Genomic DNA, 20,635 nt, shown 5'->3' on the forward strand with positions numbered 1-20,635 from the left:
TAGTCCCGCGGATCCGATCCAGGGCTACGCGGGCTGCCGACATTCGCAATCGAGGCCGAACAATCCACAGAATTGCGCCTGGACTGCGGTCGGTTACCCGGTACCGAAACTTTTTTGAACCAGGGGAGGCCACGTGCAGGCAGTGCTACTGGAACCGATCGACGGACGTCTAACCCCGATACTGGCTGCCATCGACCCGCCCGAATTGCGCCCGGGCACCGTCCGCGTCGCAGTGCGCGCTGCCTCGGTCAACAGGGCTGACCTGCTTATCCGCGCTGGCACCCACACGCCCTCCAGCTCCGCGGGTCCGGCGGTAGCGGGGCTGGACGCATGCGGTGAAGTTCTCGAGGTCGCAGCAGACGTCAGCGAGATCGCTCCCGGTGATCGCATCATGGCCATGGTGGCCGGCGGTCTGGCCGAACAAATCGTTGTCCCGGCTGCCGCCGTGGTGCCGGTACCCACCGACTGGTCCTTCGCTGAAGGCGCCGCAGCCATTACCGCACTGATGACCGAGCATAATGCGCTGGTCACAGCGGCGCGCCTGCAATACGGAGAAACCGTCCTGGTGCACGCCGCCGCCGCGGGTGTGTCCACCCAAGCGATTCAGCTGGCGAGAGTACTCGGTGCCGGCCGAATCTATGGCACCACACGCTCCCACACTCATGCGCGGGCTCTGGACAACATCGGCCTCGACGAGCTCATCAACACCTCGGATGTCTGCTTCGCCGACCGTGTCCTGGACCTCACCGCGGGTAAAGGAGCTGACGTCGTCCTCGACCATGTCGGCGGCCCCTACCTCGAAGACAATATCCGTGTGGCCTCAATCAAGGCGCGCATCGTCAGCGTCGGTCGCCTCGGTGGTACCAAGGGCACATTGGATATGGAAGAACTTGCCCGCAAGCGAGTCGAGCTGATCGGTGTCACCTTCCGGACCCGCAGCGACGACGAGAAATTCGCCATCGTTCGAGCCCTACGCAGCGTAGATCTGGAAGCAAACGCCGACACCCTGCGGCCGCTGATCGACCGTATCTACCCCTGGGGCCGTGTCCGGGAGGCGCAGAAAGGACTGGCCGACAACGCCCACGTCGGCAAAATTGTGCTCCGTGTGGAGTCACGGAACTGAGCGAGAAGATCGACCGGTCGGTCACGAGTACCGGTTGCGCGCGCACGGCTCCATGAGGGTCGCTCAAGACGCAGCTCAGTGCTCTACATGGAGTCAGACGCCGAAGCCGGTTGCCCCGACGACTTCTCCGCCGTGCGGCAGAGAGGGAATATGCCTTCCGCTCTTTCGCGGCAGCCGCAAAACCATACATTTTGCGAGAGTGTGGACGTAAACAGCCGCCCTCCCCGAATGCCCTTACGGACCTACTGCATAGCAATTTGCCCACGCTAGGCCGCCATCGCTTGCCTCGGCGCACACCGCGGTCGCCAACAGCTCGCCGCGGGGACACCTAGATATGGTTGGTTGACCATCGTGCAAAAAGCACTCACCGACGACTGGGTCTGGTTGCCGACGTCGATGCCGTAGACCAGGGCGTATGCCTGTCGCAGTTGGTGATCATCGTCAGGTTCCAAAACGCTGGTGGAAACGTTGCCGACCGAAGCGTCAACACCTGGCATCCACGTTAGAAAGAGGCCTGTGTAGCGGCTCTGTTCCCGACAGCGGTCCGTCGACGCCACCGGTCCGGCGACAACACGCCCCCGGATCATGCGTTCGACTGGGGGAAATAGTCATACCGGGCCGGTGACCGTGGGCCTAGTCTCAGGCCCACGAACAAGGTAACGGGTACTAGCGCAAGTCCTGTTGCTGGCGGAGAAACAGGCCGAGTGGGCCGCACTGCCATTTCCGGTCGGGATCCACCGGAGTCGTAATGGTACTGTAATGGGTACCAATGATGTAGTAATCGTACCTCCAAGGAGTTTTATGTGCCCGAAGGTGTCGTGCAACGTAGGCGCCAAGCTCCGGGTGAACGCTTTCGCAAAACTCCAGATGTGCAACGAGGCACCGCAGTCGAGCGGGTCGATATGAGCCCGGAACTGGAGCCGGTGCTGAAACTCCTATGGCGGGCTGAGTTCTCGCTCGACGCCGGGATGCCGGACAAGGTCGCAGGCGCGGCGGCAAAGGCGTTCGTCACCGACGACGGTTCGACGTGGCGAGCGAGGTGAAATTGTGCGCGACCGGCGGGTGCAGCAAATCCGCGAGGGCGCCAACGAAATCATGCGGGTCGTCGCCCGCTCGATGACAGGAGCAATATGGCCAACGAGAACGCAGTTTCGATCACCGTCGATGACGGTCTCGGTCTGATCGCCTTGAACCAGCCCAAGGCCATCAGCGTGCTGAACCTTCCGAATGAGCTGGCCCTCGCCGATGCGCCGAGGCCCTGGGATGCCGACGAATCGGGGCGTGCTGTCGCCACCGTGCCGGTGAGGACATGAATGCCTTCGTCGACACGCGGCCCGCACGTTACACGCACCGCTGATCCGAGCAGCATCGAGTCGAACACGACCCTGTACCAGCCGCCAGTGTCTATTCCCGCCACGGAAGTCGACGCGGCCCGCGGGGTGCGCGGCGACGGCAGGCGCGTGCATCGTCGAGGTGCCGTCGTCGCTGCCGCTCGCGATGTGTTTGTTGTCGGTGGCTATCACGGCGCGCGAATGGACGAGATCTCTGCGCGGGCAGGGGTCAGCAAACCAGTCCTCTACGACCACTTTTCGAACAAGCTGGACCTGTATCTGGCAGTGCTGCAACAGTATCTGGATCGCATGGTCGACGGCATTCGAGCTGCGGTCGGAGCCGATGCCCCACCGGAGACCAAGGTGAAGCGTGCTGTGTCGGCATACTTCGACTTCGTCGACGAGGACCGCGGGGGTCATGTGCTTGTCTTCGAATCGCCGGTGCCCAGTGAACCGAGCGTCGAGTGGCGGGTTCGCAGTGCCCTGCGCACATGCGCCGACCTCCTGGCCGCAGAACTCGAAGCCGGCGGTGTCGCCGCCCCAGCGGCTGCGATGTACGGATGGAGTCTGGTCGGCGCCAGCCATCTAGCCGCTCGCCAATGGCTCGACGCAGGACGGCCGATCCCCAAGCCTGACGCGGTCGAGATCACACTCAACTTGTGCTGGAGCGGCCTTTCCGGCTTCAATCGCGAACGTTGCGATTGAAATCCAGCGGCGAGAAGGCGCATCGGGGGCCGCCGAATGGAGGACGGCGCCCCGGTGGCCTGCTGAGTCGAGACAGAGACGATGTTTGCGCAACTGCCTGGCGTCGCCTCGTCGAGTGATCAACAGCGCGTCTGTGGGCTAGACCTCTGACCATCGTGTAGATCGCGGGTCATTTGACGGACAAGCCGGAGTGACCGGTCTCGATCCGCGAGCGCAACCGATTCGACGAGGTTGTCGAAAATCCTGAGGATCAGCGCTTATTGACCAGCACCGCTCGGCGCCGCCAGGGCGCGTTCGTAGCTGCCCAATCGGATCAGGTGACCCACAGCCGCCCTATGCCGCATCAACCTTGATGGACGGCACCCGAGCGCGGAGTGATCGTGAGGTCATCTCAATACTGTGCCGTCGAGTCTCCCGCTGCTACCCGGATCAATGCGGCGACGGCCACCGCAGCCGCCGATGTCCCGGAATCGGGCCGGGCCAGCAGAAGGTCGACAGTCTCCGGGTGCCGGAGATGACGGTAAATGACGCCATCTAGGCCCAGGCTGCGGACCGGTTCAGGGGCCAGGGCGACACCGAGCCCGGCAGCTACAGAGACGGCGAGTGTCGCTGTCTCGCTGACTTCGAGGGTCGGAGGCCGGAATCCGGCCCGCGCGCACGCGTCCATCACGAGGTGGTGCATCGTTGATCGAGCTCCCGAGGGATGGGTCACGAATGTTTCGCCGCTCAGGGCGGCAAGGTCTATCAAATCTGTTTGTGCCAGTGAATGATTCGAGGGAAGGACAGCGAGAAGTTCTTCGCTGCGCAACGGTTCTAACACGATGCCCGGTCCGTCCGGGTTCGACGAGGCCAGGCGATGGACACCTCGACGCGCTCCCGGTTCAGACGTTGGCTGGGGCCGAACGAGCGCAAGGTCGTACTCCCCGGTGATGAGGCCGTCGAGTAATTGCGGAGATAAAAGCTCTCCGCGCACGCGCAGGTCGATGTCGGGTAGGTCAGTACGGACTATCCGGGCCAGCCGAGGAAGAACATCATAGGTGGCAGTGCCGACGAAACCTACCGAGACCCGGCCCGCGCTGCCACGCGCGAAGGCTGCCATGTCCTCGGTGGCGCATTCGCATGCCGACACGATCCGGCGGGCGTGTTCGGCGAAGCGTTCGCCGGCCTGGGTGACCTCGACGCGGCGGGTCGAACGGTCGAACAGCTGGATTTCGAGTTGGGCTTCCAGCTGTTTGATCTGCTGGGACAAGGCGGGTTGTGCGATGTGGATGCGGGCTGCGGCCCGGCCGAAGTGACGCTCTTCGACAAGGGTGAGGAAATTTCGCAGCGTGCGGACGTCCATAGCAGCCATCTTATCGCTGTTACTTATCAATCAGGCCTGAATAGGTATTGGACTGCATTAATATAGATGCCTACCGTCGAGCCATGACCGAATCCTTTGTCTACGCCGCTGCGCGTACACCTTTCGGGCGTTTCGGAGGCGCCTTGGCGGACCACAGACCCGACGATCTAGCCGCGGTGTCGCTCGGCGGTGTCCTCGTCAAGGCGCCGCGTCTGCACCCCGAAACCGTGGACGACGTGATCTGGGGATGTGCGAACCAGGCCGGCGAGGATAACCGGAATGTGGGCCGGATGGCAGTGTTGCTTGCGGGGCTCGCGCCCGATGTGCCAGCGACCACGGTCAATCGGCTGTGCGGCTCGTCATTGGATGCCGTGCTGAGCGCCTCCCGGATGATCGAAACCGGTGATGCGGCGGTAGTAGTCGCCGGGGGAGTGGAGTCCATGACGCGCGCACCCTGGGTGCTGCCGAAGCCTTCACGGGCCTTTCCCGCAGGAAACGCTACTGCGGTGTCGACCACGCTCGGCTGGCGGCTGGTCAATGACAAGATGCCGACGGAGTGGACCGTCTCCTTGGGGGAATGCAACGAGCAACTTGCGCAGCGGTTCGGAATCTCCCGCGCCCGCCAAGACGAGTTCGCCGTACGCTCACACCGGTTGGCGAATCAGGCGTGGAACGCGGGCTTCTACGACGATCTCGTTCTCGCGGTCGGGGGTCTGCCTCGTGACGAGGGTATCCGGCTCGACTCCACGGTCGAGAAGCTGGCCGGACTGAAGCCGGCGTTCCGACCGGACGGGTCGATCACCGCGGGCAATGCCTCGCCGCTCAATGACGGCGCTGCCGCGGTCCTAGTAGCAGGAGAGACGGTCGACCTGGGCATCGATCCGCTGGCTCGGATCGCGGGCCGGGGGATCTTTGCGCTGAATCCGCAGGATTTCGGATTCGCGCCGGTGGAGGCGGCCAACCGGGCGCTTGCCCGGGCTGGGATCGGTTGGGACCAGGTCTCAGCGGTGGAACTCAACGAAGCTTTCGCCGTGCAGTCGATCGCTTGTATCGACGCCTGGCGCGCGCAGGGATTGGCCGATCCTGAAGTCGTAAATGCCAAGGGCGGCGCCATCGCGATCGGGCATCCCCTGGGCGCGTCGGGCGCCAGACTCGTGGGCACCTTGGCCCATCGTCTCGCCGAATCCGGCGATCGGTGGGGCGTGGCCGCGATCTGCATCGGTGTCGGCCAAGGGCTTGCGGTTGTACTCGAGAATATGGGGGAGGTGCGGTAATGGTGCAGATCTGTGCCACGACCGCGGAGGCGGTTGTCGGGATAGCCGACGGCAGTACCGTTCTCGTCGGTGGTTTCGGGATGGCGGGCATGCCCGTTCAGCTCATCGAGGCTCTCATCGAACAAGGTGCTTCGGATCTGACGGTGGTGTCCAACAATGCGGGCAATGGCGACACGGGCTTGGCGGCGCTGCTGGCGGCGAAGCGGGTCCGCAAGGTGGTCTGCTCGTTTCCGCGGCAGTCCGATTCATGGGTGTTCGATCGGCTTTATCGGGCTGGTGAGATCGAGCTCGAGGTTGTACCACAGGGCAATCTCGCCGAACGTATTCGCGCTGCGGGTGCAGGCATCGGTGCCTTTTTCTGTCCCACCGGTGTCGGGACCCGGTTGACCGAGGGAAGGGAAACCCGTGAGATCGGCGGCCGGACTTATGTTCTGGAGTATCCCATCAAAGGCGATGTCGCCCTTGTCGGTGCCTACCGATCGGATCGGATGGGCAACCTGATCTATCGCAAGACGGCGCGGAACTTCGGCCCGGTGATGGCGACTGCGGCTATCACGACCATCGTCCAGGTTCGCGAGATCGTGGAGACCGGCGCTCTCGACCCCGAAGTCGTTGTGACTCCCAGTATCTACGTCGACAAGGTGGTCGCGGTATGAGTGCCAGTCCGCTGGGCAAGGACCAGATGGCGGCTCTGATCGCGCGAGACATCCCGCCGGGCTCGTATGTCAATCTCGGTATCGGTCAGCCCACGACTGTCGCAGAACATCTGCCACCCGGCTGCGGGGTGGTGCTGCACACCGAGAACGGCATGCTGAACATGGGCCCTGCGGCGGTAGGTGAGGACATCGATCCCGATCTCACCAATGCAGGCAAGGCTCCGGTCACTGAGCTGCCGGGTAGTGCGTACTTCCATCATGCCGACTCGTTCGCGATGATGCGTGGCGGTCACCTCGATGTCTGCGTGCTGGGTGCGTTTCAGGTCTCGGCCACCGGTGATCTCGCGAACTGGCACACCGGCGCCCCCGAGGCTATTCCCGCGGTCGGTGGCGCGATGGACCTCGCTATCGGAGCGAAGCAGGTGTTCGTGATGATGACGTTGTTTGCTAAGGACGGCTCCCCGAAGCTGGTGCCAGCCTGCACCTATCCGCTGACTGGAGTGGGGTGCGTCTCCCGGATCTATACCGACTATGCGGTCTTCGACATCGAGGCACGCGGGGTCGTGGTGCGGGAAGCCTTCGGCATCACGCTGGACGAACTCGCCGCCCGGTTGGACGTGCCGGTGCGAGGCCGGTAGCGACTATCGCTTATCGATCAGGATCTGCTCGACCGCGGGGCACAGATCGGGCCATCGCGGTCGCTCCGAGCGGGAGCCCGCGATCAAGTCCTCGCCGAACGGCGTAGGCAGCGGGCCGATCAGAGCGGTCGCGCGGTTGCGCCTCTGCCGCCCCCAGTGCCCGTCGGTGAGCGTGGATGGGGCTTCTGGATAGCGGATCAGCGGTTCGCATTTCGATCGCGGAAGGACTGGCGCTCATCGGTAGTCGCAGCGTGAACGCTCTCGTCGCGACTCCCTCTGAGATTGACAAGATATCAGAGTCACTGATACCTTCCGTATAAGAAAGTCTTATATAGACAGCGGTTCGATGTGCCGACTTCGACCGGCACCGGCCCCCGATTCAGGGAGATCAAATGACCAACGACGCCGCAATCGACCCGTGGGGTGACACGGTCGCTGTAGAGTTCGATGAGCACCGCATCGCCTGGGTCAGCCTCAATCGGCCGGACAAACGCAACGCCATGAACCCCACGCTGAACCGGGAGATGTTCGCCACCCTGGAGCGCCTGGAGGACGACGAGCGGTGCGCGGTCGTGGTTCTCACCGGCGCCGGTGACGCGTTTTCGGCTGGCATGGATCTCAAGGAGTATTTCCGCGAGACCGATGGCAAGCCGCGGTCGGTCCAGCATCGAGTGCGTGGTGAGGGCACGAACTGGCAGTTTCGCAAGCTGTACAACTACACAAAGCCGACCATCGCGATGGTCAACGGCTGGTGCTTCGGAGGTGCCTTCGTCCCGCTGGTGTCGTGCGATCTGGCGATCGCGGCGGAGGACGCGACCTTCGGGCTGTCCGAGGTCAACTGGGGCGTGACCCCGGGCAATCTGGTGACTCGTGCCCTGGCCGAGACCATTCCTACCCGTGATGCGATGTACCACATCATGACCGGCGAGCCGTTCGACGGCCGCCGCGCGGCCGAGATGCGGCTCGTGAACGAGGCGGTGCCCCCCGACCAGCTGCGAGCCAGGACGACCGAGCTCGCGCTCAAGCTGACCTCGCTGAGCCAGTGGGTGGTCCGGTGCACCAAGATCGGTTTCCGGCACTCGCGCCTGATGTCGTGGGAGGCCGCAGAGGACTTCCTGTATGCGAAGCACGATCAGGCGATCTTGTTCGACGCCGACGCGCGGGAGCAGGGCATGACCGAGTTCCTCGACACCAAAACCTACCGACCAGGTCTGGAGACCTACTCGCGCGCGGAAGAGGAAGCGCGCCGATGACCAGCACCGCAAACCTCACCACTGTCGACCTGCTTATCGGTGGTACCAAGATTGCTGCCGAGGACGGTGCATTCTTCGTCAAGACGCAGCGCACGACCGGAGCGAAGATTGCCCAGGTAGCGGCTGCCAAGGCCGTCGATTCGGTCCGTGCTGTCGCCGCAGCAGCGGATGCCGCACCAGAGTGGGCAGGGATGGCTCCGGCCGGACGTCGGGCGGTCCTCGAACGCGCCGCTGTGCTGCTCGACGAGCGTGGCGGGGAGATCGCCGCGATGATGGGCCGTGAGATGGGCGCCGCGGCGGCTTGGTGCGGTTTCAACGTCAAGCTCGGTGCCGACATGCTGCGCGAGGCCGCGGTCCAAGTGTATGCCGCTGTCGGACAGGTGATTCCGTCGAATGTGCCCGGCCTGACAGCGCTTGCCGAGCGCAAGCCGCTCGGTGTCGTCGTTGGAATCGCGCCTTGGAACGCGCCGATCATCCTCGGCGTCCGCGCGATCGCGATGCCGCTGGCCTTCGGTAACACGGTGGTCCTCAAAGCGTCCGAGGAAACTCCTGCCACCCACGCGGCGATCGTGCAGTGTCTCATCGACGCGGGCGTCCCGGCCGGCGCGGTCAATCTCATCACCAACGCCCCAGAAGACGCCGCCGAGGTCGTCGAAGCGCTGATCGCCCACCCGGCGGTGCGTAGCGTGAACTTCACCGGCTCGACCCGCGTCGGCCGCCGGATCGGTGAGCTGGCAGGCAGACATCTCACCCGCTCCGTCCTCGAGCTCGGCGGGAAGGCGCCATTCATCGTGCTGGCCGATGCAGACCTGGACGAGGCGGCAGCTGCAGCATCATTCGGCGCATTCATGAATCAGGGACAGATCTGCATGTCGACCGAGCGGATCATTGTCGATCGGGCGGTGGCTGACGAGTTCGCCGGCAAGCTGGCCGAGCGGGCCCGCGCTCTGGTGGTCGGCGATCCGACGGCACCTGGCACCCAGCTCGGCCCGCTGGTCCATGAACCCGCGGTCGCCCACGTGCACGCGCTGGTACAGGACGCGATCGAGTATGGCGCGACTGTACTTACCGGCGGCGAACCCGACGGGCTGTTCTACCCGCCGACTGTACTCACCGGGGTTGTGCCCGGAGCACGGATCTACACCGAGGAATCCTTCGGCCCGGTGGCGCCGATCATCGCCGTGGACGGCGTCGAGGAAGCCGTTCGGGTGGCCAACGACTCCGAGTACGGGCTGTCTGCGGCGATCTTCACCTCCGATATCGACCTCGGGCTTCAGATCGCTCGGCGAATCGAGTCCGGAATCTGCCACATCAACGGGGCTACGGTGCACGATGAGGCGCAGATGCCCTTCGGTGGCGTCAAAGCCAGCGGATACGGGCGCTTCGGCTCGCAGGCCGCGCTGGAGGAGTTCACCGAGCTGCGCTGGCTCACCGTCTCCTCCGAGCACCGTCACTATCCCATCTGAGCGATCACTGCAATGACACGGAGGCCGGAATGACAGACCGGGGCCAGCTGGACAACCAGTTCGCGGCGCTGGTGCCCCGCTACGGGGACCTCGTTGAGCGTCGTGCCGAGCGTCAACCCGAGCGGACCGCGATAGTCCACGGAGAGCAGCGCTTGAGCTACGGGCAGTTGCGCCAGCGAATCCTCGCCGCTGCAGAGTTCCTGCGCGGACGCGGCGTCACTCCGGGTGACCGCGTGGTGTGCTTCTCGGAAAATCGCCCCGAGATGCTCGTGGCGCTCTACGCCTGCTCTCGGCTCGGAGCGGTGTTCGCCCCAGTGGGGGCCGCCTCCACCGTCGAAGAGCTCGCTCACGTGCTGGACGATCTCGGCGCCGGAGTCCTACTGGTCTCCAGCGAGACGGCGGCCCGGCTCGCCGTGCCCGACGCACCGGTGATCACCCGCTATCTGCTCGAACCGAGCGCAGATCTGACCCTGGAGGTGATTCCGGAGGCGCCAGCCGAGGTCGCCGACGCATACCGGCCCGACCCCGAGGAGACAGCACTCGTCGTTTACACCTCGGGTACATCAGGGAGGCCCAAGGGAGTCGAACTCAGCCACCGGGCGCTGTGGTTCAACAGCCTCAACACCCTGTTGGGACTCGACGTCGTCTCCGACGACGTCACCTTGGTGAACACGCCGCTGTCGCACACCGCGGCGCTGAACACACTCGCCGTCAGCACCCTGCACAAAGGCGGCACGGTGGTGCTGGACCGGGGCTTCGAAGCGCGCCGCTGCCTCGCGCAAATCCGGACACATCAGGTGACCACGATGTTCGCGGTCCCCTCGATGCTGGCGCTGATGTCCCAGTCCGACGAGTTCGACGACGCCGACCTGTCGAGCCTTCGATGGGTGCTCGCCGGCGGCGCACCGCTGCCCCCAGCACTGGTGGCCGAGTGGTCTGGGCGCGGCGTACCGGTCCTAGCGAGCTTCGGCATGACCGAGGCGGGGCCATCGGTCAGCTTTCGCCGGACCGGCGACGCCGCTGGAAAGCCCGGATCGTCCGGCCCGCCCGCGCTGCTGACCGACCTGCGCATCCTCGGAGCCGACGGCGCGGACTGTCCCGCCGACACAGTCGGCAACGTTTGGGTGCGCGGGCCGCACCTGGCATCCGGCTACTGGCGAAATCCCGATGCCACCACTGCGGCATTCCAGCGCGGCTGGTTGGACACTGGTGACCGCGGATACCTCGATCAGGACGGGGATCTTTGCATCACCGGGCGCTCGAAGGACACGATCATCACTGGCGGCGAAAACGTCGATCCGGCCGAGGTCGAACACCTGATCGCCCAGTATCCGGGGATCCGGGATGTGGCGGTGGTCGGCCGCCCCGACCCGATCTGGGGTGAGATCCTCACCGCCGTGCTCGTGGCCGACGTAAATGTCGCACTCGAGGATCTTCAGGATTTCCTGCGGCCGCACCTGGCCAAGTTCAAGATTCCGCGCGCAGTCGAGACTCGATCTACGCTGCCGCGCAGCGCCGTGGGCAAATTATTGCGGCGGGTGCTGACTGACCAAACGGTGCATAACCCATGACTACGCCGGGCCGGATGAGCTGCTGCCCACTGGCTCGCGTGTCCGCAGTGGGGCCCACCCGGTCCGGACAACCCGAAAAAGCCTTCGTTCCCGACGCCATTCGGTCCTGGGACATGTCCGAGAAAGCAGATATCCGATGAGTATTTCCGTTTCCGGTCAGGGATCCGGTACCGCGCTGCGCGTCGTCGTCGTCGGCGGCGGTATCGGTGGCTTGGCAGCCGGTGCATTTCTGCACCGCGCCGGTATCGATGTCACCGTCTACGAGCAGGCGCCCCAGCTGGGCCAAGTGGGCGCGGGACTCGTGGTCTCCCCTAACGCGGTGCGGCTGCTGCGGCGACTCGGCCACCTGGATCGCTTTCTCGACGCCGCGGTCGAACTCGAGGTCGCCTGGGAGTTCCGCCGGTGGCAGGACGGCGAGGTCATCTCCGCCGAACAGATGCGCGGGCGCTGCGAACAGCTCTACGGCGAGAGCTCCTACGTCTGCCATCGCGCCGACCTGCTGGAGGCCATCCGGGCCGCCGTGCCACCCGAACTGATCCGGCTCGGCATGAAATGCACCGGAATCGAAGAGCTGACGGACGCCGTCCGGGTGCGCTTCGACGACGGTACGGCGATCGAGGCGGACGTCGTGGTCGGCGCGGACGGGGTCCATTCGACGGTCCGGGGTTCGGTCACGACCCCGGCACCGGCGACCTACTCCGGGATGTGCGCCTACCGCGCCCTTGTCCCTGCCGAGAACGCTCCTGAGTTCAGTCGCCGCCCCGTCCAGACGCTGTGGATCGGACCGGATCATCATCTGGTGCACTATCCCGTTTCCGGTGGGCGCAACATCAATATCGTTGCCTTCGGCCCGGCCGGAGATTTCACAGACGAGTCGTGGAGCAGTCAGGGCACCGTCGCAGAACTCCTCGCAGAGTTCGACGGGTGGGATCCGCGGTTGCGCGAACTGATCGAGCACGCCGGCACACCGGGTCGTTGGGCGCTGCTCGACCGCGCCCCACTACCGAGGTGGAGCAACGGCCGGATCACGCTGCTCGGCGACGCAGCGCATCCTATGTTCCCGTTCTTCGCACAGGGCGCGGTGCAGGCCATCGAGGACGCCGCCGCGCTCGCCCAGTGCCTCGCGGCCGAGTCTGATCCGGCGCGGTCGCTCGCGGTGTACGAGCGGATCCGAATTCCGCGGGCGGGTCGCCTGCAACAGCTGAGCCACGACCGCAAGGACATCAACCACCTGCCGGACGGTCCCGAGCAGCGACAGCGGGACGCCGAACTCGGCAAGGGCGACGCACTGGTCCGCAGCGGGTGGATCTACCAATACGACGCCGAAACCGCGGCGAAGGAGGCCCTTACCCGATGCTGACTTTTACCCACCGCACGCTCGGACAGCGAGTGCTGTTCGGGGAGAACAAATCCGCCGACTACCTGCTCGGCGAGGTGAACCGGCTGGAGGCGCGGGCGATCATGCTCGTCGCCGAAGCCTCGGACAGGGAACGCGCGACCCAGCTGGCCCGGCACCTGCCGAACGCCTCGATCTATGACCGTGTGGTCCCGCATGTGCCGATCGAGGAGGCAGAAAAAGCACGCGAGTTCGCCGGCGTCCACGGCATCGACCTCTTGGTCAGCCTCGGCGGCGGATCCGCCACCGGCTTGGCCAAAGCGGTAGCGCTGACCACTGGCATCCCGATCGTCGCCATACCCACTACCTACGCTGGTTCCGAAGCCACTAATGTTTGGGGCATCACCGAAAGCGCACGCAAGACCACCGGTGTCGACGATCGCGTGCTGCCGGTGACCGTCATCTACGACGTGGGGCTGACCTATTCGTTGCCGGTGGAATTGTCGGTCGCGTCCGGGCTCAATGCACTCGCGCACTGTGTCGACTCGATGTGGGCGCCACGCACGGATCCGATCAATCAGGCCATGGCGACCGAGGGTATCCGGGCGTTGAACACCGGCCTTCCCGCGGTCAAGCAGGATCCCCTGAACCGTGAGGGCCGAGATCAGGCCCTGTACGGCGCGTACCTGTCGGCAGTGGCTTTCTCATCCGCGGGCTCCGGCCTGCACCACAAGATCTGCCACGTCCTGGGCGGAGCCTACAACCTGCCGCATGCCCAGACCCACGCGATAGTCCTTCCGCATGTGCTGGCCTATCTCGCTCCCATCGCGCCTGAGGCGCAGGCACGTATCGCGACGGCCTTCGGGAGTCCGGACGCCGTGACCGGGCTGCGCCGGCTGCGCGAAAAGCTCGGTGCTCCGGCAGCTCTCGCCGACTACGGCTTCGACGAGGCCGCGATCCCAGAAGCCGCGCGACTGATCCTGCCTGCAGTGCCCGAGAACACTCCCAGGGAAGTCACCGTCGCAGATCTCGAGCAGTTGCTGCGCGGGGCATGGGCGGGCACCGCATCGATGACGGAGGGGGCAACGCAGTGACGACGGCCGAGACAGACGTCGAGCAGAGCCGTCGGGAACAGGAGCTCACAGACCGCGTCGTGGCGAGCTTCGATTCGTGCGCCGATCCGCGTTTGCGCCTGGTGATGCAGTCGCTGGTACGGCATCTGCATGCCTTTGTCCGCGACGTGCGGCTGACCGAGCCTGAATGGCAGACCGCGATCGACTTCCTGACTGCCGCCGGGCACATCACAGACGACCGCCGCCAAGAGTTCATCCTGCTGTCCGATGTGCTCGGGGCTTCGATGCAGACGGTGACGGTCAATAACGAGGCATACGGCGATGCTACGGAAGCCACGGTCTTCGGCCCGTTCTTCGTCGAGGGCGCTCCAGAGGTGGCGATCGGCGGGGATATCACCGGCGGTGCCGCCGGCGAGTTGTGCTGGGCAGAGGGCAGTGTGACCGACATTGAAGGTAGCCCGGTGCCCGGCGCGCGAATCGAGGTGTGGGAAGCCGACGAGAACGGATTTTACGACGTCCAGTACACCGACGGTCGGGTCACCGCTCGCGCGCATCTCTACACAGATGCCGAAGGCCGCTACGCGTTCTGGGGACTGCGCCCCACCCCCTACCCGATCCCGCACGACGGGCCTGTGGGACAAATGCTGGAAGCGACAGGGCGTTCGCCGATGCGAGCCAGCCACCTGCACTTCATGGTCAGCGCCGAGAACCACCGAACCCTGGTCACGCACATCTTCGACCGCAGTGACGCGTCGCTCGGCTCGGACACGGTCTTCGGGGTGCGGAATTCGCTGATCAAGGATTTCGAATCGATGCCAGCGGGCACGCCGACTCCTGATGGGCGCGACCTTGCCGGAGCGTCCTGGTCGCGCGTGCGCTTCGACATCCGGCTGGCACCCGCGCGGCCGTGAATCGGCTCGGTCCGCGCAGGTGCATGCTCGGTTACACGGAAAGAGATCACAGTCGATGACCCATTATCACAGCAATATTCGCGACATGCAGTTCGTGCTGTTCGATCTCCTCGACGGCGCAGCCCGATACGGCCGGGAACCGTTCTCCGAGGTCGACCCCGAGTCCGCGGCGACGATTCTGGCCGAAGCTGCCCGCTACGCCACCGACCGGCTAGCTCGGACCTTCTCCGACAACGACCGGGAACCGGTGCGTTTCGATCCGGCGACCCACAGTGTCACCCTACCGACGGACTACCGCGAAGCGGCTGCGGAGTATCTGGACTCGGGGTGGCTGGAGCTCGATCTGCCGGAGGAGATCTCGGGCCAGCATGTGCCCCCGTCGCTGCGCTGGTGCGTTACCGAGCTCATGCTCGGCGCCAACCCTGCGATTCCGCAAGGGCTCAACGTCATTCCGCAGGTTGTCCGGCTGCTGTGGCAGCAGGGGACCGCCGAACAGCGGCGCATTGCGGAGCTGATCCTCGAGCGGCGTTGGATGGTGACCATGTTGCTTACGGAGCCGGACGCCGGCTCGGACGTGGGGGCGGCCCGCACCAGGGCGGTGCCGCAGCCAGACGGCAGCTGGCATCTCGAGGGCACCAAGCGGTTCATCACCTACGGTGACCACGACCTCACCGACAACATCATTCATCTCGTGCTGGCCCGGCCGTCCGGGGGCGAGGGTGTAGGCGGCCCCGGCACCCGCGGCCTGTCGCTTTTCGTCGTCCCGAAATTCCATTTCGATCCTGCGGCCGGAGAACTCGGGGATCGCAATGGTGTGATCGTGACCGGGCTCGAGCACAAGATGGGTCTGACCGGCAGTCCCACCTGTGAGATGACCTTCGGCGCGGACCGCCCGGCCGTCGGCTGGCTGCTCGGTGACACCCATGCCGGATTGCGCCAGATGTTCGAGCTCATCAAGCATTTGCGCATGCTGGTGGGAGTCAAGTCGACCGCCGCGCTGTCTACCGGCTACCTCAACGCCCGCGACTACGCCATCGCCCGGGTGCAGGGCCACCGCCTCGTCGGTGGTGACGGTGGCTCAGTACCCATTATTGAGCATCCGGATGTGCGCCGCTCCCTGATGACCCAGAAGTCTTATGCGGAGGGAATGCGGGCGCTGGTCCTCTATGCTGGATCGCAGCAGGATCGGTTGGAAGCCTCGCACGCCGCCGGCGAGCCGGACCGTGACGCGGATGCCTGCCATCAGCTGCTGCTCCCGGTGATCAAGGGATACTGCGCCGAGACCGCGTGGCGGGTGCTCGGGCAGGAGAGCTTGCAGATCTTCGGCGGCTCCGGCTTCCTCGCCGACTATCCCCTCGAACAGTACGTCCGCGACACCAAGGTCGATTCGCTGTACGAGGGAACGACCGGCATCCAGGCACTCGACCTCTTCTCCCGCAAGATTTTGCGCGACGAGGGCGCGACCCTCGAGCGCCTGCTCGCCGAGATGGACAAGACCGCCGCCGCAGACGCGGGCTTCGAAGAAGAGCGCGCAATTCTGTCGGCGGCCGTCGAGGCGATCCGGAGTATCGTCTCAGTGCTGACCGCCAGGTGGGGCGACGACACAATGAACGGCGGCGGACGGGAACTCGCAGCCCAGGACACCACCCGGCTTCTGCTCGGGCTGGGCGACCTGATTTGCGGGTGGCTCCTGCTGCGAGGCTCAGATGCGGCGTCTGCCCGGCTCGCGGATGCCACAGACACGGATCGCCCGTTCTACCTTGGCAAGATCGAGTCCGGCCGGTGGTTCGCTCGGCACGTGCTGATCGCTCTGCCCGCTCTCCTCCCATCTGTGCAGAGCAGCACGTCAGATCTACACGCCCTTTCGGTGGAGGCCTTTTGAATCCCCTGTGACGCTCGCGCACGGAACGAATCACGCTACGCCAGCGAAGTCCACGGCGGCGTCCCACATCGGCCGCGCCATCGACGACCGGGTGGCGTCTGCATACGTGACCGGTCGTCTCTTCGGGGCACCGGCTGGACCAGGGGCGAGGCGGCCGAGGTGCCATCGGATTGGTGCTGCCGACGGTAGTCGGGCCTGCGCCGATGCTGGACCAACAGGATTCGACTGCGAGAAAGTTGGTGCCCTCCACTCTGCGGTCGCCTTGCTGGGCGAGATGACCGACCCCTATCTGGCAAGGTTTCCGGATCCGCTAGGCAATCGGCCTATTGACACGACGGTGGTCGGCTGCGACAGTAAAAATACTAGGACGTCCAATTATTGGATGACCGTCCAAAGCGCGGTTGGTGCGCATCGATCCCACAAAGGACTGGCATGGTTCACGAGCTCACTCATTTCATTGACGGACAGCACATCAAGGGAGCTTCGGGAAAGTTCGGTGAAGTTTTCGACCCGAACTCCGGGCAGGTCCAGGCCAGGGTTCCGCTGGCCGATGCCGCCGAGGTGAGTGCAGTGATCGGCAACGCGGCCGCGGCTCAGCCGGTGTGGGCGGCGTTCAACCCGCAGAAGCGGGCCAGGGTGCTGATGAAGTTCGTGAACCTGGTCAACGACGAGATCGACAGCCTGGCCGCGCTGCTCTCGGCCGAGCACGGCAAGACCATCGCCGACGCCAAGGGCGACATCCAGCGCGGCCTCGAGGTCATCGAGTTCGCCATCGGCATTCCGCACCTGCTCAAGGGTGAATACAGCGACAGCGCGGGCACCGGTATCGACGTGTACTCGATGCGTCAGCCGCTGGGTGTCGTCGCCGGTATCACGCCGTTCAACTTCCCGGCGATGATCCCGCTGTGGAAGGCCGGCCCGGCGCTGGCCTGCGGCAACGCGTTCGTGCTCAAACCGTCCGAGCGGGATCCCTCGGTGCCGCTGCGCCTGGCCGAGCTGTTCCTCGAGGCGGGTCTGCCGCCGGGTGTGTTCAACGTGGTCAACGGTGGCAAAGAAGCCGTCGACGCGATCCTGCACGACCCGCGGATCAAGGCGGTCGGCTTCGTCGGCTCGACCCCGATCGCGCAGTACATCTACGAGACCGCCACCGCCAACGGCAAGCGCGCGCAGTGCTTCGGCGGCGCGAAGAACCATGCGATCGTGATGCCCGATGCCGACCTCGACGACGTCGCCGATCAGCTGATCGGGGCGGGCTACGGGTCGGCGGGCGAGCGCTGTATGGCAATCTCGGTCGCCGTGCCGGTAGGTGAAGAGACCGCTGATCGGCTGGTCGCGAAGCTGACCGAGCGGGTACACAAGCTGACCGTCGGCCGCTCCGACGACCCGGGTGCCGATTTCGGGCCGCTGGTCGGGCTCGACGGGGTGAACCGGGTCAACGACTACGTCCAGATCGGTATCGATGAGGGCGCCGAACTGGTTGTCGACGGACGAGGGCTGGTCGTCGAAGGTGCCGAGGACGGCTACTTCGTGGGCGCCACTCTGTTCGACAAGGTAACCACCGACATGCGGATCTACCAGGAGGAGATCTTCGGTCCGGTGGTGACTATCGTGCGCGCCGCAGACTACGCGCAGGCGCTGAGACTGGCCGATGAGCACGAATACGGCAACGGCGTAGCCATTTTCACCCGCGACGGTGATACCGCCCGCGACTTCGCCTCCCGCGTGCAGGTCGGGATGGTCGGTATCAACGTGCCGATCCCGGTGCCGGTCGCCTACTTCACCTTCGGTGGCTGGAAGGGCTCGGGCTTCGGTGATCTCAACCAGCACGGCCCGGATTCGATCCGGTTCTACACCAAGACCAAGACGGTGACCCAGCGTTGGCCTGCCGGGCTCAAGGAGTCCAACGCGTTCGTGATCCCGACGATGGACTGACTCGATGCTGACTCTCAACGAGGACGAACGCGCGATCGTCGAGACTGCGCGCCAGTTCGCCGACGAGTTCCTGGCACCGAACGCGCTGGATTGGGATGAGCGCAAACACTTTCCGGTCGACGTGCTGCGGAAGGCAGGGCCGGTCGGGCTCGGCGGAATCTACGTCCGAGACGACTCCGGCGGGTCAGAACTGCGCAGGCTCGACACGGTCCGGATCTTCGAGGAACTTGCCACCGGGTGTCCCGCAGTGGCGGCCTACTTATCGATCCACAACATGACGACGTGGATGATCGATCGATTCGGCACGGAGTTGCAACGCCGGACGTGGGTGCCGGCGATGGCGTCGATGCAGCTTCTCGGCAGCTACGCACTGACCGAGCCCGGTGTCGGCTCCGACGCGGCGGCACTGAGCACCAAGGCTGTTCGGGATAGCGATGATTATGTAGTCACCGGCGCCAAGCAGTTCATCTCCGGTGCCGGCGCCAACGACGTGTACGTGATGATGGTGCGCACCGGCGGCGACGGCCCGCGCGGCATCTCGGCGCTGATCGTCCCGGCTGATACACCGGGTCTGACGGTGGGACCGAACGAACGGAAGATGGGCTGGAACGCGCAGCCGACCCGGCAGGTGATCCTCGACGGTGCGAGGGTGCCGGTCACCAACCGCCTCGGCGAGGAGGGCGACGGCTTCTCGATCGCGATGAACGGCCTCAACGGTGGTCGGCTCAATATCGCCGCCTGCTCGATCGGCGGCGCCCAGTCGGCACTGGACAAAACGGTGCGTTACCTGATCGAACGCAAGGCGTTCGGTAAACCGTTGTCGCACAACGAGGCCTTGCAGTTCACGCTGGCCGATATGCAGACCGAGCTGGAGGCGGCGCGGACGCTGCTGTGGCGGGCCGCGGCCGCGCTCGACGCCGATGCGCCGGACAAGGTCGAACTGTGCGCGATGGCCAAGCGTTTCGCCACCGACACCGGGTTCGAGGTGGCCAACAAGGCGCTGCAGTTACACGGCGGCTACGGCTACCTGCACGAATACGGCCTGGAGAAGATCGTGCGCGACCTGCGCGTGCACCAGATCCTCGAGGGCACCAACGAAATCATGCGGGTGGTTGTCGCCCGGGCGCTGATCGGAGCCGCATGACCGACGAACCCGAAGTGTTGATCACTGTCGAAGACGGCCTCGGCCTCATTACGCTGAACCGGCCCACAGTAGTCAACGCGCTCAATCATTCAATGGTGCTGTCGATCACCGCGGCTCTACGCGCGTGGGTTGATGATGGCACGGTGCGCGCGGTCGTGGTCACCGGTGCGGGCGAGCGCGGGCTCTGCGCGGGCGGCGACATCGTCGCCATCCACGCCGATAGGAAAGGTGGTGCGGCGGGCACCGATTCGGCGACCGGGCGGTTCTGGCGCGACGAATACCTCCTCAACGCGCTGATCGGCAGCTACCCCAAGCCATACGTGGTGATCATGGACGGCATTGTGCTGGGTGGTGGTGTCGGCCTGTCCGGGCACGGCAGCCACCGCATCGTCACCGAACGCTCCAAGATCGGAATGCCCGAGGTCGGTATCGGTTTCGTCCCCGACGTCGGCGGTACTTACCTGCTCTCGCGGGCGCCGGGCGAGCTCGGCACACACGTGGCGCTGACCACCGCGCGGATGACCGCGGGCGACGCGATCGCAACGGGGTTCGCCGACTACTACGTGCCGTCCCCTGCGATTCCGGCCTTGCTCGAGGCGCTGCGCCGAGCACCGGTCGCCGAGGCGATCTCAGCGTACGCCGAGCAGATTCCACCGTCGGACCTGCTCGCTCAGCAGAGCTGGATCGACGCCTGTTACAGCGCTGACACCGTGGAGGAGATCGCGGCCCGGTTGAAGACTGCCGAGTCGCGCGAGGCAACCAATGCGCTTGACGAGCTGCTGGCCAAACCTCCTGTCGCGCTGAAGGTCACGCTTCGGGCCTTGCGTGCCGCGCGGGATCTGCCGAGCCTCGAGGCGGTGCTGGACCAGGAATACCGGGTCTCGGTCGCCTTGCTGAGCTCGCACGACCTGGTCGAGGGCATCCGCGCCCAGGTGATCGACAAGGACCGCAATCCCCAGTGGCGGCCCGCGACGCTCGCCGAGGTGACCGACGAACAG

18 protein-coding genes are annotated in these 20,635 nt (G+C 65.2%); 17 read left to right on the forward strand and 1 reads right to left on the reverse strand.

What is annotated here, in order from left to right; translation table 11 throughout:
• Positions 1-133 precede the first annotated feature (133 nt).
• From ACFVJ5_RS27950 to ACFVJ5_RS27965, 4 genes are all read left to right on the forward strand, one after another.
• A complete protein-coding gene (locus ACFVJ5_RS27950) occupies positions 134-1,123 on the forward strand; it encodes a zinc-binding dehydrogenase (protein WP_379224519.1) in 990 nt (329 codons plus the stop codon).
• 869 nt (positions 1,124-1,992) lie between these two features.
• On the forward strand, positions 1,993-2,166 hold the full coding sequence (locus ACFVJ5_RS27955; protein ID WP_379224521.1) for a hypothetical protein: 174 nt from the start codon (positions 1,993-1,995) through the stop codon (positions 2,164-2,166).
• Positions 2,167-2,253: 87 nt separating this feature from the next.
• Positions 2,254-2,436: a hypothetical protein gene (locus ACFVJ5_RS27960; protein ID WP_379224523.1), complete on the forward strand. Its 183-nt coding sequence runs from the start codon at positions 2,254-2,256 to the stop codon at positions 2,434-2,436.
• An 87-nt stretch (positions 2,437-2,523) separates the two neighbouring features.
• Positions 2,524-3,159, forward strand: a complete 636-nt coding sequence (locus ACFVJ5_RS27965; RefSeq protein ID WP_379224524.1) for a TetR/AcrR family transcriptional regulator — start codon at positions 2,524-2,526, stop codon at positions 3,157-3,159.
• Positions 3,160-3,550: 391 nt separating this feature from the next.
• On the opposite strand, the gene ACFVJ5_RS27970 is transcribed toward ACFVJ5_RS27965, so the two are convergent.
• Complete coding sequence (locus tag ACFVJ5_RS27970; protein ID WP_379224526.1) at positions 3,551-4,501, reverse strand: LysR substrate-binding domain-containing protein; 951 nt, start codon at positions 4,499-4,501, stop codon at positions 3,551-3,553.
• Positions 4,502-4,584: 83 nt separating this feature from the next.
• Here ACFVJ5_RS27970 and ACFVJ5_RS27975 point away from each other — a divergent pair, with 83 nt between their 5' ends.
• From ACFVJ5_RS27975 to ACFVJ5_RS28035, 13 genes are all read left to right on the forward strand, one after another.
• Positions 4,585-5,775: a thiolase family protein gene (locus ACFVJ5_RS27975; RefSeq protein WP_379224528.1), complete on the forward strand. Its 1,191-nt coding sequence runs from the start codon at positions 4,585-4,587 to the stop codon at positions 5,773-5,775.
• The gene (locus ACFVJ5_RS27980) at positions 5,775-6,431 is read left to right on the forward strand and encodes a 3-oxoacid CoA-transferase subunit A (protein ID WP_379224530.1); all 657 of its coding nucleotides are present in this window, start codon (positions 5,775-5,777) and stop codon (positions 6,429-6,431) included. Before ACFVJ5_RS27975 ends, ACFVJ5_RS27980 begins: the two co-directional genes overlap by 1 nt.
• Positions 6,428-7,069: a 3-oxoacid CoA-transferase subunit B gene (locus ACFVJ5_RS27985; RefSeq protein WP_379224532.1), complete on the forward strand. Its 642-nt coding sequence runs from the start codon at positions 6,428-6,430 to the stop codon at positions 7,067-7,069. The genes ACFVJ5_RS27980 and ACFVJ5_RS27985 overlap by 4 nt, the downstream gene beginning before the upstream one ends.
• Positions 7,070-7,461: 392 nt before the next feature.
• Entirely contained in the window at positions 7,462-8,322 is an 861-nt protein-coding gene (locus ACFVJ5_RS27990; protein WP_379224534.1) for a p-hydroxycinnamoyl CoA hydratase/lyase, read from the forward strand.
• The gene (locus ACFVJ5_RS27995) at positions 8,319-9,788 is read left to right on the forward strand and encodes an aldehyde dehydrogenase (protein ID WP_379224536.1); all 1,470 of its coding nucleotides are present in this window, start codon (positions 8,319-8,321) and stop codon (positions 9,786-9,788) included. The genes ACFVJ5_RS27990 and ACFVJ5_RS27995 overlap by 4 nt, the downstream gene beginning before the upstream one ends.
• Before the next feature lie 29 nt (positions 9,789-9,817).
• Positions 9,818-11,359 carry a class I adenylate-forming enzyme family protein gene (locus ACFVJ5_RS28000; RefSeq protein WP_379224538.1) on the forward strand — a complete coding sequence of 514 codons (1,542 nt, stop codon included), beginning with the start codon at positions 9,818-9,820 and terminating at the stop codon, positions 11,357-11,359.
• A gap of 136 nt (positions 11,360-11,495) precedes the next feature.
• The gene (locus ACFVJ5_RS28005; protein ID WP_379224540.1) at positions 11,496-12,719 is read left to right on the forward strand and encodes an FAD-dependent monooxygenase; all 1,224 of its coding nucleotides are present in this window, start codon (positions 11,496-11,498) and stop codon (positions 12,717-12,719) included.
• A complete protein-coding gene (locus ACFVJ5_RS28010) occupies positions 12,713-13,789 on the forward strand; it encodes a maleylacetate reductase (protein ID WP_379224542.1) in 1,077 nt (358 codons plus the stop codon). The genes ACFVJ5_RS28005 and ACFVJ5_RS28010 overlap by 7 nt, the downstream gene beginning before the upstream one ends.
• Positions 13,786-14,679 carry an intradiol ring-cleavage dioxygenase gene (locus ACFVJ5_RS28015; protein WP_379224544.1) on the forward strand — a complete coding sequence of 298 codons (894 nt, stop codon included), beginning with the start codon at positions 13,786-13,788 and terminating at the stop codon, positions 14,677-14,679. Before ACFVJ5_RS28010 ends, ACFVJ5_RS28015 begins: the two co-directional genes overlap by 4 nt.
• Before the next feature lie 55 nt (positions 14,680-14,734).
• Complete coding sequence (locus ACFVJ5_RS28020) at positions 14,735-16,561, forward strand: acyl-CoA dehydrogenase (protein WP_379224546.1); 1,827 nt, start codon at positions 14,735-14,737, stop codon at positions 16,559-16,561.
• 432 nt (positions 16,562-16,993) lie between these two features.
• Positions 16,994-18,493, forward strand: coding sequence for a CoA-acylating methylmalonate-semialdehyde dehydrogenase (locus ACFVJ5_RS28025; RefSeq protein ID WP_379224548.1), 1,500 nt, complete (start codon positions 16,994-16,996; stop codon positions 18,491-18,493).
• A gap of 4 nt (positions 18,494-18,497) precedes the next feature.
• Positions 18,498-19,637, forward strand: coding sequence for an acyl-CoA dehydrogenase family protein (locus ACFVJ5_RS28030; protein ID WP_379224550.1), 1,140 nt, complete (start codon positions 18,498-18,500; stop codon positions 19,635-19,637).
• A partial coding sequence (locus ACFVJ5_RS28035; protein WP_379224552.1) for an enoyl-CoA hydratase/isomerase family protein occupies positions 19,634-20,635 on the forward strand: 1,002 nt, incomplete at its 3' end. The genes ACFVJ5_RS28030 and ACFVJ5_RS28035, both read left to right, overlap by 4 nt.

The organism is Nocardia sp. NPDC127606 (assembly GCF_042671725.1).
Taxonomy (GTDB): Bacteria; Actinomycetota; Actinomycetes; order Mycobacteriales; family Mycobacteriaceae; genus Nocardia.